The sequence below is a fragment of the Acidobacteriota bacterium genome (assembly GCA_012517875.1).
In the GTDB taxonomy this organism is placed as follows: domain Bacteria; phylum Acidobacteriota; class JAAYUB01; order JAAYUB01; family JAAYUB01; genus JAAYUB01.
On sequence record JAAYUB010000171.1, the window covers coordinates 1 to 15,156 of the forward strand.

Annotated in this window: 12 protein-coding genes and 1 tRNA gene; 3 read left to right on the forward strand and 10 right to left on the reverse strand. The window is 65.8% G+C overall.

What is annotated here, in order from left to right:
• The 3 genes from GX414_16025 to GX414_16035 all read left to right on the forward strand — a co-directional run.
• The coding region (locus GX414_16025; protein NLI48610.1) for a hypothetical protein at positions 1-1,093 on the forward strand (1,093 nt) is incomplete at its 5' end.
• Positions 1,090-1,956 carry a 4-hydroxy-3-methylbut-2-enyl diphosphate reductase gene (gene ispH / locus GX414_16030; GenBank protein NLI48611.1) on the forward strand — a complete coding sequence of 289 codons (867 nt, stop codon included), beginning with the start codon at positions 1,090-1,092 and terminating at the stop codon, positions 1,954-1,956. The genes GX414_16025 and ispH, both read left to right, overlap by 4 nt.
• Positions 1,957-2,023: 67 nt before the next feature.
• Entirely contained in the window at positions 2,024-3,577 is a 1,554-nt protein-coding gene (locus GX414_16035; GenBank protein NLI48612.1) for an FAD-dependent thymidylate synthase, read from the forward strand.
• 94 nt (positions 3,578-3,671) lie between these two features.
• On the opposite strand, the gene GX414_16040 is transcribed toward GX414_16035, so the two are convergent.
• The 10 genes from GX414_16040 to GX414_16085 form a co-directional block, all read right to left on the reverse strand.
• Positions 3,672-3,746: transfer RNA gene (locus GX414_16040), tRNA-Glu, on the reverse strand.
• Between the two features lie 516 nt (positions 3,747-4,262).
• Complete coding sequence (locus GX414_16045; protein NLI48613.1) at positions 4,263-7,238, reverse strand: TonB-dependent receptor; 2,976 nt, start codon at positions 7,236-7,238, stop codon at positions 4,263-4,265.
• A gap of 270 nt (positions 7,239-7,508) precedes the next feature.
• Complete coding sequence (locus tag GX414_16050) at positions 7,509-8,525, reverse strand: VWA domain-containing protein (protein ID NLI48614.1); 1,017 nt, start codon at positions 8,523-8,525, stop codon at positions 7,509-7,511.
• 251 nt (positions 8,526-8,776) lie between these two features.
• Positions 8,777-10,024, reverse strand: a complete 1,248-nt coding sequence (locus GX414_16055; protein NLI48615.1) for a glycine C-acetyltransferase — start codon at positions 10,022-10,024, stop codon at positions 8,777-8,779.
• Between the two features lie 95 nt (positions 10,025-10,119).
• On the reverse strand, positions 10,120-10,524 hold the full coding sequence (locus GX414_16060) for a four helix bundle protein (protein ID NLI48616.1): 405 nt from the start codon (positions 10,522-10,524) through the stop codon (positions 10,120-10,122).
• 138 nt (positions 10,525-10,662) lie between these two features.
• Positions 10,663-11,769 carry an alcohol dehydrogenase catalytic domain-containing protein gene (locus GX414_16065; protein ID NLI48617.1) on the reverse strand — a complete coding sequence of 369 codons (1,107 nt, stop codon included), beginning with the start codon at positions 11,767-11,769 and terminating at the stop codon, positions 10,663-10,665.
• 124 nt (positions 11,770-11,893) lie between these two features.
• Entirely contained in the window at positions 11,894-12,190 is a 297-nt protein-coding gene (locus GX414_16070) for an STAS domain-containing protein (protein ID NLI48618.1), read from the reverse strand.
• Positions 12,191-12,226: 36 nt separating this feature from the next.
• On the reverse strand, positions 12,227-13,315 hold the full coding sequence (gene nadA / locus GX414_16075) for a quinolinate synthase NadA (protein ID NLI48619.1): 1,089 nt from the start codon (positions 13,313-13,315) through the stop codon (positions 12,227-12,229).
• A gap of 35 nt (positions 13,316-13,350) precedes the next feature.
• Complete coding sequence (locus tag GX414_16080; GenBank protein NLI48620.1) at positions 13,351-13,734, reverse strand: hypothetical protein; 384 nt, start codon at positions 13,732-13,734, stop codon at positions 13,351-13,353.
• Positions 13,735-13,824: 90 nt separating this feature from the next.
• Positions 13,825-15,156 (reverse strand): hypothetical protein (locus tag GX414_16085; protein NLI48621.1); only part of this gene is annotated, 1,332 nt, incomplete at its 5' end.

The window sequence follows — 15,156 nt, forward strand, 5'->3', positions numbered from 1 at the left end:
GGCGCAGCGGCTCTTCCACTTCGTGACCCGCGAGCTGGCCCTGGTCCCGGTGGCCGTGCCCATGGCCGGGCTGCGGCCGGCGGAGCCGGACGCGGCGCTGGCGGCCGGCGCGGGCGACGTCAAGGACAAGGCAGCGCTGCTCGGGGCGATGCTGGCGGCGGCAGGTCTCGAGGCCGTGCCGGTCTTCCTCAACCGCGACCGGCTGCCGCTGGCGGAGGACGTGCCGGCGATGGAGCAGTTCGACGCACTGGTGCTGCGGCTGGAGCTGCCCGACGGCGTTCCGGTCTACCTGGACCCCGCCGGCAGCAGCGACACCTTCGGCTGGTGCGCCGCCGCGGCGGACACCCGCGGTCTGTTCGTCGGCCGCGACCGGACGGAATTCGCCGACACCGGCGCGGCGACCGGCCCGGCCAACGCGGCCGAGAACCGGATGACCATCCGGCTGGACGCCGACGGCGGGGCGGCGATCGAGGTCGGGGCGGCGCTCAGCGGCCTCTTCGCCACCCGGGCCCGCGAACTTCTGGGGCGGCTGCCCCCCGCGGAGCGCGAGGCGGCCCTCCGCGAGCTGGCCTCCCGCTGGGCCGCCGGCGCCGAGCCGCGGGGCGGCGACGCGACGGGGCTCGAAGCATCCGACTGCGGCGTGGAGCTCCGGCAGGCGATCGCCCGCGGCGATCTGACCGTGCGTCAGGGCGACGTCGTCGTGCTGGACACGCCGTCGCTACCGCTGACGTTCGCCGAGGTCAGCTTCTGGCTCGGTGAACCGGAACGCCGTACGCCGCTGGACCTGGGCGAGCCGGCCGTCAGCCGCACGGTGACGGAGATCCATCTGCCGCCGGGGAGCGAGGTGCTCCACCTGCCGGCGGAAACCGCCCGCAGGACGCCGGCTTGGTCGGCCCGGCGGACCTTCCGCCTGGACGCGGAGCGGGGCATGATCCGCGTGGAGGAGGAGGTCGCGGTGACGCAGCGGACGCTGCCGCCGGCCGACTATGCCGAGACCCGCCGGTTCTTCGAGACGTTCACCGCGCGCGCGGCGGGGCTGATCCTGTACCGTCTGCCGATGGTCGAGGCGCCGGTGCCGCGGAGCGGCCGATGAAGATCCAGGTGGCCCGGAGCGCCGGCTTCTGTTTTGGGGTGCGCCGCGCCATCGATATTGCCCTGCAAGCCGCCCGCACCGAGCAGGACGTTTACATGCTGGGCGAGATCGTCCACAACGAATCCGTCGTGGACCAGATCCAGCGGGCCGGCATCCGGGTGGTGGACCGCATCGACGACATCCCCGCCGGTGTACTCCTGTTCCGCGCGCACGGCTCCACCCCGGAGACGTACGCCGAGGCGGAGGCGCGCGGCCTCAAGATCGTGGACGCCACCTGCCCCATGGTGCTGGAGATCCACCGGATCGTGCGCAACCTCCACGCCGAGGGGTACCAGATCGTGATCATCGGCGACCACAACCACGACGAGGTGCGGGGCATCGCCGGGCAGGCGCCCGGCGCCCGCGTGGTGGCCGCGCCGGTTGATCTCGAGGGCTGGGATCGGCGCTACCCCAAGCTGGGTGTGGTGGTGCAGTCCACCCAGAGCCTGGGCAACGTGCAGCAGATCCTGCCGCAGCTCGTGCGCTTCAGCCGGGAGATCCGCTTCATCAACACCATCTGCAAGCCCACCACCGACCACCAGAGCGAGATCTGCCAGATGCCGCGCCACAACGACATCATGATCATCGTCGGATCGTACACCAGCGCGAACACCCGCCGGCTCACGGAGCTGAGCCAGAGCATCAACCCGCGGACCTATCAGGTCCAGACCGCGGCGGACGTGCGCGCCGAGTGGTTCGAGGGCGTCGAGACGGTGGGCATCTCCGCCGGCGCCTCGACGCCGGACGTGCTCATCCGCGAGGTGGTGGACGCCATCCGCCGGATCGATCCCGGCGCCGAGGTGGACGGCCTCGGCGGCGCATGAGCGGGACCGGCCGGTACCGCCGGTCGGCCTGGCGACGGGCCGGAGAACCAGAGGAGGCGCGGACAGCGTGGACGTGATCCTGGCGGGCCTGAATGTGGACGCAGAACTCCTCCGCGAGTACCCGGAGCTTCTGGAGCGGGCCCGGCAGGCGCTGGCGCCGGATGCGGCGGCCGCCGACCGGGCTGCCCTGGCCGCCGAGCTGGCCGCGCATGCCGAACGCCGGAACCTGACGCCCGAGACGCTGTCGGCCGCCTACGCCCGCATCAGCCGCGACCCGCGCCCGGCGCCGGAACTGCGCGCCGCGGCCCGGGCCGAGGTGGACCGGGCGCGCCGGTCCAACGAGACCATCATCTTCGGCCTGGGGCACGCCTCGGTGGCCGAGCACGCCGTGTTCAACCTCGACGTCCTGGGGATCAGCCGCCTGGCCGCCGAGTTTGTGGAACGCTTCCGCCTCTGCTCCTACACCGAAAAATCACAGCGCTACATCACCCTCACGGGTGACTACGTCACGCCGGTGGAGGTGCTGGGCACCCCGCTGGAGGCGGAGTTCCACGCGCTGGTCGCCCGCCAGGTGGCGTTCTACCACCGCTGTTACGGCAAGCTCGCGGAATACTTCCCGCCGCGGCACCCGGAGCTGGCCGGGGCGAAGGACGGCCGGCGCACCCTCGACGGCTGGGCCAAGGAGGATGCCCGCTACGGCCTGAGCCTGGCTACGGAGACCCAGCTCGGCCTCACCGCCAACGCCCGCAACCTGGAGCGGATCATCCAGGCGGCGGCCGCGCACCCGCTCGGCGAGGTGCGGGAGTACGGCGACCGCCTCCGCCGCACCGTGGGCGGCATCGCCCCGTCGCTCATCAAGTACACCGAGCCGACGGCGCACCACCGCCTGGACCTGCCGCTGACCCGGGAGCGCCTGCGCGCCGCCGCCGAGGGGGGGGCGCCAGAGCTACCGTCCGGCGACGGGGCCGCCTGCCGCATCGTGGACGACGCGGGCCTGGACGAGACGCCGGTCTGGACGGCGCTGATGCACGAGGCGGGCGGACTGTCGGCGGCGGCAAGCCGGCGCTGGGCCGAGACGGCGGGTGCGGCGGCGAAGCGCGCCCTCCTGGCGGGGCTCGTGGAGCACCTCCCGCCGTGGCAGTCGCTGCCGCGGGCGTTCGAACTGGCCGCGGCCACGTTCGAGTGCGTGGTGAGCGCCTCGTGCTTCGCCCAGCTCAAGCGCCACCGGATGGGCACGCTGATCCCGCAGGACTACGATCCGCGGCTCGGCGTCACCGTGCCGGCATCGGTGGCGGCGGTGGACGAGGCGGCGGCGCTGCGGGAACTGGCGGACGCGAGCGCCGTGACGGCCGGCCGCATCGGCGCCCTGGCGCCGCCGGCGGCCGCCTACGCCCTGACCAACGCGAACCGGCGCCGGGTGCTGTTCCGGGTCAGCGTGCGCGAGCTGGCGCACTTCGCGCGGCTCCGCCTGGACGAGCACGCCCAGTGGGACATCCGCGAGCTGGCGGGGGCGATGATGGCCGCGGTCCGGCCGCGCCTGCCGCTGTTCGGGGAGCTCCTCTGCGCCAAGACCGACCTGGCCGCCGCCTGCCGCCGCCTGGCCGATCCCGCCGCGGAGTGATTCACCCGCATCCCCGACATTCACAGAATCTTTGCGACTTCGCGTTTCGGCGAGAGAAAAAAACCGCCGGCAGAAATGCCGGCGGCTTGGGTATTGGTAGCGCTACGGGGATTCGAACCCCGGTTACCGCCGTGAGAGGGCGGCGTCCTAACCCCTAGACGATAGCGCCGAAAGATCGCGCCAATCTCCCGCGGCGCGGGAAGGCCATATTGTATTCAAGCGGCCGGGAAAGTCAATCCAAAATTCGGGCGGCAGGGAAACGGGCAATGTCCACCGGCGGGCACCCCTGAGGTACCGCTTGCCGGCCGTTTGTGTGTGCCGGACGAGATCGGTGAGTCGGTGAATGGGTGAATGGGTGAATAGGTGAATAGGTGAATGGGTGAGTCGGTGAATGGGTGAATCGGTGAATGGGTGAATCGGTGAATGGTGAGACGGCAGGCGAATCAACGATCAACGATCAACAATCAACGATCAACTGTTGATTCTGAGACCCAGCACCCAGCACGCAGGTCCCAGAACCCAGCACCCAGGTCCCAGCACCCAGGTCCGATATCCGAAGTCCGCTTTACGGGAACGAGCCTCTAGCCTCGAGCCTCTAGCCTCGACTCCGACACGATCACGATCACGAAAAAAAAGGCGGGGCCCGAAGGCCCCGCCTGGAGTGGTCACGCGGACCAGCCGGTTCTTAGAACTCGAACCGGACGGAGAACCGCATGTTGAAGGGGCGCTGGAACCCGGTGGGGGTCAGATAGTCAACGTTCAAATCCCCGGGCGCGTTCTCGTAGTTCTCGTCCACGGTGGTGATGCGCTTGAAGTTGCACAGGTTGAAGACGTCCACGCCGAAGCGCAGGCGGTAGTTGTCACCGAAGGTGAACGGATAGCTCATGTGCACGTCGAAGTTGTTGATCCACTCGGTCCGGCCCTCGGAGCCACGGGGTTCCGCCGGGATTTCGCCGGAGTTCTCATACGCCGGGTGAGCCAGCAGTTTGGTGATGGGGGCGCCGCTGGTGCTCCGGAAGCCCACACCCAGGGTGAAGCCGCCGTTGAAGGTGTAGGAGCCGTTGAAGTTCAGGGTGTGGCGCCGGTCGGTGTTCAGGTAGCCGGGGGTGAACTGGTAGAGCAGGTTCTCGTCCAGCCGGAAGTCGTACAGGGAGGTGATGTTGGGGTCATCCTGCCCGTTGTCGTTCCGGTACAGGCCCTCGTAATTGCCCCACAGTTTGGAAAGACGGTAGTTGGCCAGGAACTGGAAGCCCTGGGAGAAGCGCTTTTCCAGGGTCAGTTCCAGGGCGTTGTAAGAGCGCTTCGGATCGGCGAAGCCGTCGGCCAGGCCGTCGGAGCCGATTTCACCGGTGTCATTGATGACGTAGTCGGAGGAGAAGGAGGGGTTGGCGATGACGTAGGTGAAGTACTCGGAGTCCTCAATGTACTGGTTCACGGTGAGGGTGCCCACGTCTTCCAGCATGCGGCCCACTTCGCGGAAGATGTAGCGCATGCCGAAGCTCATGGTGGGATTGAGCTGGTGGTCGAAGCCCAGGACCAGTTCGTTCTGGTACATGGTCTTGGTCTCGGGCACCACGTAGGTGGGATTGGCGCCGGTGCGGGTGACTGTCGGCGGGCTGGGCATATCGGGTTGGGCGAAGGCGCCTGGGGTCGGACGGCCCTGGGCGTCGTAGTTGACATACCACCAGGCGTTGGTCACGCCGTCTTCGGAGCTGAAGGCGCGGACGGCCATGTCGTTGGGGATCTTCTGGTAGAAGCGGCCCCAGTTGCCGAACACCTTGGTCTTGCCGTCGCCGAACAGATCGTAGATCAGACCGACGCGCGGCGCCCAGTTGTTGGTGAACTCATAGGTGATGGCGTTGTCGCCGCCGCCGGACATCTGCTGCCAGTCATAGCGCAGGCCGGCCTTCAGGGTGATCTTGTCGGTGATCTTCCAGGCGTCCTGGATGTAGAAAGAGTGGTACTTGGTCTTGGTCTCGATGTTGGGATCGTTGGCGTTGCCGCGGATCTGCTGCAGCAGCGCATCGGCTTTGGTGATGACGCCGTCGCCGTTGGCATCCCAGTACTGGCCGCCGGAGCCGGGGATGGTGTAGTAGCGCAGGCGGAAAGTGCCGCCGTAGGTGGTGAGGCCCGGGAAATTGCCGAAGGCGGGTACGGAGATCATGGGGCCGGTGTAGCGGCGGACGGCGGTGTAGCCCACGTCCTCGTACATGTAGCCGAAGTCCCAAGTGTGGTCGCCACCGGCGCTGAAGTTGAACGTGGTCTTGACGTTGAACTGCCAGTTCTCGCCGTTGTTGTTCTCGAAGAAGCCCACGCCGCCCATGGCGACCAGGGCCGGTGCGAAGTCAATGTAGTTGGTGTAGCGGATCCGCTCCATGTACAGGAGCTGCTCTTCAAACCGGTTGAAGGCGCGGCCGAGCGACGCCGTCAGGAACCAGTTGTTGGTGATCACGCCGTTGTAGCGGGCGATCCAGTTCCAGGAGCCGTAGGCCAGGCCCGAGTAGTTGTCATCGCCCTTGGAGGTCATGCCGCGGTTAGGACCCACGGCGCGATTGGACGGGTCAGCGAACGTGGAGAACTCGAAGTTGTGGTTGCTCCAGGGCACCCAGGTGGCCTTGGCTGACCAGGAGTAGATGTTGTCCTCGCGGTCGAAGAAGCCCACACCGGGATCGACCCACTGGCCGATGCCGGCCGGGGCCATGGTGGTGATGGTGTTCCACTGGGGGTTGAAGCCCAAATAGAAGAAGAACTTGTCCTTCCAGAGATAGCCGCTCAAGTCGGCGCTGACGTCGAAGGACTCGTTGCGCTTGATCTCGGTGCCGTCGGACACGCGGTAGGTGTTGGTCTGCTTGCGACGGGCTTCCCAGCCACCGGGCTGGCCGTAGAAGTACACGCCGCCGTGGAACTCGTTGCCGCCGGACTTGGTGATGACGTTCACCACGCCGCCGGTGCTCTGGCCGTACTCGGCTTCGAAGCCGCCCTGCTTGACCTGGACTTCCTTCACGAAGTCGAAGGTCACGCCGGAGCCCAGCGAGCCGTACACGTTGGAGTAGGCACCCACCGAACCGTAACCGGTGTTGGTGATGTTCACGCCGTCCACGATGTAGTTGTTCTCCAGGCCGGACGCGCCGCCGATGGAGGGGTTGTTGTCGCCGAGCGATCCGGAATCACCGACGCCGGGGGCCATGTTGAACAGGTTGGTGAAGTTGCGCCGCATGGGCACGCTGGTGAACAGGTCGTCGGAAATAGTGGCGCCCACCGTGGTGGTGGTGGTGTCAACCAGCGGGGCCTCACCGGTGACGGTGATGACTTCGCTGATTTCGCCGGGGTTCAGCACCAGGTTGATGGTCGTGGTGCCGCCCAGGCGGACCGAGATGTCGGTCTGCTCGAAGGTCTTGAACCCTTCCAGTTCGGCCTTCAGGCTGTAGACGCCCGGGGTCAGGAAGGGGAAGGCGAACTCGCCGCTGTCACCGGTGACCATGGTCTTGGTGCCGGTGGCCGAGGTGACGGATACAGTCACACCGGGGATCACGCCGCCGGTCTGGTCCTTGGCCTGGCCCTCGATGCGGCCGTAGGTCATCGTGGCCTGACCTGCCACCAAGCCGGCGCACAGAACCGCCAGCATGGACAGCAGGGCAAACCTGAGGAACGCATGTCTCATACAGGAACCTCCTTTAAGGATGGGTAAGATATTGAGACGATCAGACTAAAAAGACTGACTGGGGTGAACGCGCACCGAACAAACCCGAATGTCCCAAAACCAAAAAACATACGGAATTATAAGCAAGAATCATACCAAAAAATTAACATGGAGGTGAATATGATAACTGTTTGTTACTAAACGGATTATAAATGTGTTGAGAGGGTCGCTTTCAGGGACGGTCCAGATGTATCCAAAATATTGAATATGCTTTCCAATGTATTGGATTGCCTAGGGTTTCAAGGGCGATCCGCCCAGCACATACTGGCGCACGTGAACCACTTCCAGCGGCTCGGGCGTGCCGTCGCGATCCAGGTCGGCCCGGGCGCTGATGGCCAGCGTGCGCTTGCGTTTCTGGTCCGCCGGATCGGGCGGTGTGTAGGCCAGAAGGTACTGGTGCTTGAGATAGGCGCAGACGGTTTTCATCGTGTCGGGAAACGCGTTGGGGTGCTTGGGGAAGAACGCGGCGCCGCCCGAGTTCTCGGCCAGGGTGCGGAGGCGGTGGTCCGCCTGGAAGAAGAGGTGGTGGTCCGAGGTGGACAGGACCGGATCGAGCAGGTTGCGCGCGTGCTGTCCCATGGAGACGGCGTAGATGGGCACGCCCATCACCTGGAGCTGGCGGGACAGCTCGTTGAGGCGGCCGCCGCTCTCGCTCAGGCCGGTGGCCAGCAGGACGATCCCGCGCTTGCCCGGCACCTCGCTCATGCGGCTGACGGTGAACCGGACGCTGTCCAGGAGCTCGATGGAGGAGAGGAAGGTGTAGTTCATGCGGGCGACGGCGCGCAGGATCTCCTCCCGGTCCCGGGTGAAGTCGACGACGACTTCGGGGCGGTTGTTGAAGACAACCAGGGCGCAGTTGTCTTCGACCGCCAGCTCCCGGACCAGCAGGTAGGCGGAGTCCCGCATGTCCTGGAGGATGCCGGCGGTGGGCCGGCTGAACTCGACAAGGAGGGCGACGGAGACAGGCGAGGAGTCGGCCTCGAAGTAGATCAGCTCCTGCGGCCGGCCGTCCTCCCGAACTTCGAAGGCCTCCCGGGGCAGGCCCGTAATCAGGTTCCCCTTCCGGTCCCGGACCTGGGCGTTGAAGCGGACGGCCGACACATCGGCGGTCAGGCTCACCACGGCGTCGCGGGCCGGCGTTTCCTCGACGCCCTTCGTCTTGGGGACGTCCTGGGCCCCGGCGGCGATCGCGCCGACCAGCAGCGCCGCCAGCAGCATCTTGCATCGCATGATGATCGTGATTCGCATGGCCTGAACCCCGGTCATTCTATCACAGAACTCGATGGCCGGAGCACGGCGGGAGTTCAGGGGCGCGGCTTTATTAACCGTGATAATTGATGGTTAATGGTTGAGTCGATTTGAGAGCCGGTGAACCTGCGAACCTGTGAACCTGTGAACCTGTGAACTGTCAAACCCTCGATCCATTTAACCTCACTCACTGATAAATGAAAACGGGGCGCCGAAGCGCCCCTTGCGTGTGGGTCGAAGTTCGAACCCGTCTACTTGATCATATTCAGCTTGCGGCCCACCTTGGTGAAGGCGGCGATGGCCTGCTCCAGATGGTGCTGCTCGTGGGCGGCCGAGATCTGGACGCGGATGCGATCCTTGCCCCGCGGCACGACCGGGAAGGAGAAGGCGATCACGTAGATCCCCTCGTCCAGCATGGCGTTGGCGAAGTCCACCGCCAGCTTGGAGCAGTCGGGGTACTTGCCGAACATGATGGGGGTGATGGGGTGCACGCCGGGGATGATGTCGAAGCCGGCGGCGGTCATCTTCTCACGGAAGTACCGGGTGTTCTTTTCCAGCTTGTCGCGGAGCGCCGTGGTGGAGGAGAGCATGTCCATGACCCGGATGGTGGCCATGACCACGGACGGCGCCACGGTGTTGGAGAAGAGATACGGCCGGGCCTTGTTGCGCATCCAGTCGATGATCTCCTTGCGGCCGGAAATGCAGCCGCCGGACGCCCCGCCGAGCGCCTTGCCGAAGGTGGTGGTGATGATGTCCACGCGGCCCATGACGCCGCAGTGCTCGTGGGTGCCCCGGCCGGTCTTGCCCATGAAGCCGGAGGCGTGGGAGTCGTCCACCATGACCAGGGCGTCGTACTTGTCGGCCAGGTCGCAGATCTCCTTCAGCCGGACGACGTCGCCGTCCATGGAGAAGGCGCCGTCGGTGGCGATCATCTTGAAGCGGCAACCTTTCTCATTGGCTTCCTTGAGGCAGCGCTCCAGCCCCTTGGCCGTCTTGCCGGTGGCCGGGTCCAGTTCCTCGACGTCGCGCATGTCGGAGTGCTTGTAGGCCCACCGCTGGGCCTTGCAGAGGCGCACGCCGTCGATGATGGAGGCGTGGTTCAGCGCGTCGCTGATGATGGCGTCCCCCTCGCCGAGCAGCGGCTCGAACACGGCGCCGTTGGCGTCGAAGCAGGAGGAGAACAGGATGGTGTCGTCCATGCCCAGGAACTCCGACACCTTCCGCTCCAGGGTCTTGTGGATGTCCTGGGTGCCGCAGATGAACCGGACCGACGACAGGCCGTAGCCGCGGTGGTCGATCCCCTCGTGGGCGGCCCGGATCAGCTCGGGGTGGGAGGAGAGCCCGAGATAGTTGTTGGCGCAGAAGTTGAGGCACTTCTTCCCCTTGACCACGATCTCGACGCCCTGGGCGCTCTCGATGATCCGCTCGTGCTTGTAAAGCTTTTGCTCTTCGAGCTTACGGAGTTCATCGGTCAGGAAGTCTTTGAGCTTTCCATACATATGCCTACTCCTTGAAAAAGTGAATTGTCTCCGGGGGACCTGGGACCTGGGTTCTGGGACCTGGTCTTGAAACTACTAAATTGTCTGTTTCGAGCTCACTCATACTGCACCGGTTCATGCACTCGATAGGGCTCGATGGATTTATACAAGTTACGCAACATCTTTCCGACACGAGCCAATTGTTCCATCACTGAGGATAAATCCTGTGCGGAGAGGTAATCCAATCGTTGACTGATGATCAATTGCGTTTCCAGCTCCGCAATTGATCCCAAGGCAATGGACAGAAAACGGAGATATTCACCCGTTCCAATGCGAGCATGACCCTCGGCGATGTTGGAAGGGATGGAGACGGCGGCGCGCCGCATCTGGGAAGTCAATCCATATTGTTCTGATCGAGGGAAAGATTTTGTCAGTAAATAGATTTTCTTAGTAATATCAAGACTGTCCTGCCAAACCCTCAGATCTCGGTAACTTTTAAGTGATGATTCTTGTCCCGGCATTTTTTTGATGACGCCTTTCCGCTCAACGATCACCGCAAGCCAGCTCCAGCAGTGAATCCATCATATTCTTGATCCGAAAAACCAGGACCCAGAACCCAGGTCCCAGGTCCCGGTTTTGAAATTCATCCCCCAGCCAAGTTACATTCTCTTCCGGGCGGCGGCGAATTCGGCGGCGTCGGGGAACAGGACCACCTTGGCCGACTGGCGCGGGCGGCTCAGCATGGCGTCGAAGCCCTTCACGTAGTCCTCGAGGCTGAACATGTGGGTGATCACCGGACGGATGTCGAGGCGGCCGGTGGCCAGCAGGTTGCGCACCCGGTACCAGGTGTCGAACATGAGCCGGCCGTTGATGCCGTGGATCTGGGCGCCCTTGAAGACGATGCCGTTGTTGTAGTCGATCATGGTGGGGGATTCGGCGGCGATGCCGAACGCAGAGAAGCGGCCGCCGCGGCGCAGCATCTTGAAGCCCTCGGTGAGTGCCTGCGGCGAGCCGGCCATGTCGAGCACGATGTCGGCGCCGGCGCCGTAGGTGTGGTCCTTGACGAAAGCCACACGGTCCACGTCGTCCTTGTTGGCGTAGAGGAGGAAGTCCGCGCCCATCGTCTGGGCGATCTTCAGGTTGAACTCGTACTTGCCCACGATGAAGATCTTGGCCATGCCGCAGACCCGGGCCACGCCCGCCGCGAGCAGCGCCGCCGGACCGTCGCCCAGGATGACCACGGTCTTGCCGGCGACGTCGAAGTCCTCGCCGAGCACCGTGTACACGGCGTTGCCCAGCGGCTCCTGGATGGTGGCCAGCTCGGGCGGGATCGATGCGTCGTTGATCCAGCACACCGACTCCGGTACGGCGAAATACTCGGCGAAGGCGCCGTCGCAGTCCACGCCCAGGATCCTCATGTGGTCGCCGATGTGGAGCTGTCCCAGCAGCGCGGTCAGATCGCCGGGATCATAGATGTGGGTCTCGGCCGAGATGTAGTCGCCCACCTTGACCCGCTTCACGTGGCCGCCCACCTCGACGACCTCGCCGGCCACCTCGTGGCCCATGATCTGGGGGAGGCGCTTCTCGCCGATCCGGTTGGCGGCCCAGGCGTCCCACTTGTAGATGTGGACGTCGGTGCCGCAGATGGAGGTCGCCCGCACCTTCACCAGCACCTGGTCGGGGGCGATCTTGGGGAGGGGCCGTTCCAGCAGTTCGCCGCCGAGCTCCGGGCGGGTTTTGACCACCGCTTTCATTGTTTCAGCCATACGATCTCCTTGTTCGGATGAATAGATCAGTGTTTTGAAAAAAGCTATTATCCAATGCCGGCGGGAAAAGTTCAAGGCGGTTTTACCCGCCGTCGGGCGCCGCGCGCGGCGAATGGCGGGGAACTCAGCGGATGACGAACACGCGGTCGAGCTTGGTGCTCTTGAAGATCTTCAGGATCGGCGGGGGGACCTCAGTCAGGACCAGATCGCGGCCGTGGTTCTTGAGCTCGAGGAACAGCTTCAGGATCTCGCCGATGCCGGAGCTGTCGATGTAGGTCACCGCCGCTAGCCGCAGGACGACGCACATGGCGGGCGGGTAGACGGCGTTGGCCAGCATCTCCTGAAAGTCCGCCAGACCCTCGCCCAGGCAGATCCGGCCGGCCGGTTCGAGGACAAGCTGTTGTGCGTTGTCATTGTCCACGACGTGTTACCTCGCTTGTGATATCCGTCCGCCGGCTCACGCCGTGACGGCCAGCATGCGCTCCAGAGCCAGCCGGGCCGGCGCGGCGACCGCCGCCGGCACGGCCACCGGCTCCGGCGGGGCGCCCGCGGCCAGCCCCTCGAGGACCGTCCGCAGCGCCGGCAGCCGGTTTCGGCGCATGGAGCCGCAGCGGGCGCCGAAACGGGTCAGCGGCTCCACCCGCCGGTCGGCGTGCCGGGCGGCCAGCCGGTCCACCAGGTTGAGCTCGGTTCCCACGACCCAGTGGCTGCCGGGCGGCGCTTCGCCGACTGTCCGGATGATGAACTCGGTGGAGCCGGCGAGATCGGCCGCCTGGACCACTTCGAAGGCGCACTCGGGGTGGACGACAATGCGCGCCTCCGGCGCCCGGCGGCGGAAGTGCGTCACGTGGCTGCGCTTGAACATCTGGTGGACGCAGCAGTGGCCGGGCCAGAGGACGATGCGCGCTGCGGCCAGCCGTGCCGGATCCAGGCCGTCGCCGCGCCCGTCGGCGGACCAGAGGACCACTTCGCCGGGGGGGACGCCGAGGTCGTGGGCGGTGTTGCGACCCAGGTGCTGGTCGGGCAGAAACAGGATCCGGTCAGCTTGCCCAAACGCCCAGCGCATGACGTGGGTCGCGTTGGACGACGTGCAGACGCAGCCCCCGTGGCGGCCCACGAACGCCTTGATCTCGGCCGCTGAGTTGATGTAGGTCACCGGCAGGGTCCGTCCCGGCAGCGCCGCCAGATCGTCCCAGCAGCGGGCCACTGCCGCCGCGTCGGCCATGTCGGCCATGCTGCAGCCGGCGCCGGCGTCGGGCATGAAGACAGCCTGCTCGGGCGCGGTGAGGATGTCGGCGCTCTCGGCCATGAAGCGCACGCCGCAAAGGACGATCCACTGGGCGTCGCGGCGGGAAGCCGCTGCCTGGGCCAGTTTGAGGGAATCGCCGACGACGTCGGCCAGCGCCACGATCTCATCCTGGACATAGTGGTGCGCCAGGATGAGGAGCCGGCCGGCCAGACGGTCCCGCAGGCACCGGATCGATTCCGGCAACTCGGGCGGGATGCCGGCTGCCGCCGGCAGGTGAGCGTGGCGCGGGCCGGCCATGGGCCACTCCTCCGGGCGGATCACGGGGTGATCGATCAGGATTTGATCTTCAGGATCTTTTTCAGCTGGGCTTCCTGCACGCGGATCCGGTGGATCCGGCGGCGCAGGCGCTTGACCTGGGCCCGGACGACCTTGATCTGGGCGTGGTCATGGGTCTCGGCGGCGAGCAGGGTCCGCTTGCTGCGGATGAGCGGACCGAGCTCGGTCCGCACCTTCAGCCGCTGGGCCTCGAGCTGGTCGATGGCGTCGGCGTGGCTCAGGTCTTCCTGGAAGGTGCCCCGCTGGCGCATGGCCGCCACGATGGCCTCGATCAGCTCGCCCTTGGCCATGCCGGAGGCGCCCTTGATCTCCTCGTACGCGTGGGCCATCTCGCGCAATTTCGTGGCGGTCAATTTTTCGAGTTCGCTCCGTTTGGTCACGTCGTCCTCCTCATTTCGGCTGTTGCGGCTTCATCTTAGCGGGACTCCCCGCCGACTGCAACCGCAAATTCCACCCGCCGGGCCGGTCCGTCACTTGGGCGGCTCCGTCTCCCCCGCCTGCCGCCGCATCGTCGCGGCCCGCTCCGACTGGCCGAGCCGGTCGTACATCTCGGCCAGCTCGCGATACTGCCGCTGGCTGGGCACAGCGACCCGCAGGAACGCCTCGAGCGCGGCGCCGGCGTCCGCCGGCCGCTCCAGCGTCAGCAGGACGCGGGCCATCAGAACGTTGGTCTCGGGCCGGTACTCTTTCTGGGCGCGGGCGCGCTCCAGCAGCTCCAGCGCCCGGGCGGAGCGGCCGGCCTCGAACTCGAGCCGGGCCAGTTCGACCAGCGCGGGGACGAAATCGGGGCTCTTGAGCACGGCCCGGTTCAGCGCCGCGGCGGCCGTCTCGGTGTGCTGTTGCTTCAGGTAGATCATGGCCCGGTGGTAATCGTAGATGCCGGCGTCGTCGGCGGCCAGGGTCGCTGACGCGTACACGCGCTGCGGCGGCCGGCGGTTGGCGGCGTCGATGATGAAGTTCAGGTTGGCGCTGGCGATGGTCCGTCCCGACGGCTCCTTCACCGAGACCACCAGGGTGTGCCGACCGCCGAACAAGCCGGTGAGCGGGAGCTGCTTGAAGCTCAGCACGCATCCGGCGGCGTTGGCCGTGGACTTGGCTACGGTGTCGGTGACGACCTTGGCTTCGGCGGTGCCGCCCGCGGGGAGGATGCGGTACTCCACGGTCAGGGTCTCGGCGGGATCCTCCCGCACGGCGTCGGGGGGATAGTAGTACTGCAGCAGGACATTCAGCTTCTCGGCGGGGCTCAGCGTTTTTTCCAGGAGCGGCGTGAAGCTGTAGCCGAAGAAGCTGAACGCCAGGTTGGACAGCGCGTCGTACGCCCGCTCCACGGGCTTGTAAGACTCTACCGCGATGAGCGGGCCCATGGCGGGGGCGGCGACGGGGAACTCCGGGATGTCCACCGTCTTGCTGAACTGGTGGGTCTGGCTGGTGATCTTGTTATAGACCAGCAGGTCCAGCTTGAAGTGGCCGGGCACGATGCCCACCTTGTCGAGGAACACCATGGGCTGGTGCTGGACGGTCTTGAACTCCGCTTCGGAAAAGTACTGGACGAAGTCCTGGCTGGAGCGGTGGAGCACCTGGTCCTTGTCGTCGGAGATGTTGAGCGTGATCTGAAGTGCGGCGTAGTACTCGTCCTTGTAACGGGCGATGCTCAGGTCCTTGGGCGCGATATAAAACCCGTAATGGAGGAGGGTGCGCCCCTCGCTGTCGGTGAACGGCAGGAAGGCCGCCTGCATGGGCACGAAGCCGAAGGTGTATCGGGTCTTCACCTTCTCGCGGAGCTTGGAGTCCGCCGGCAGGAA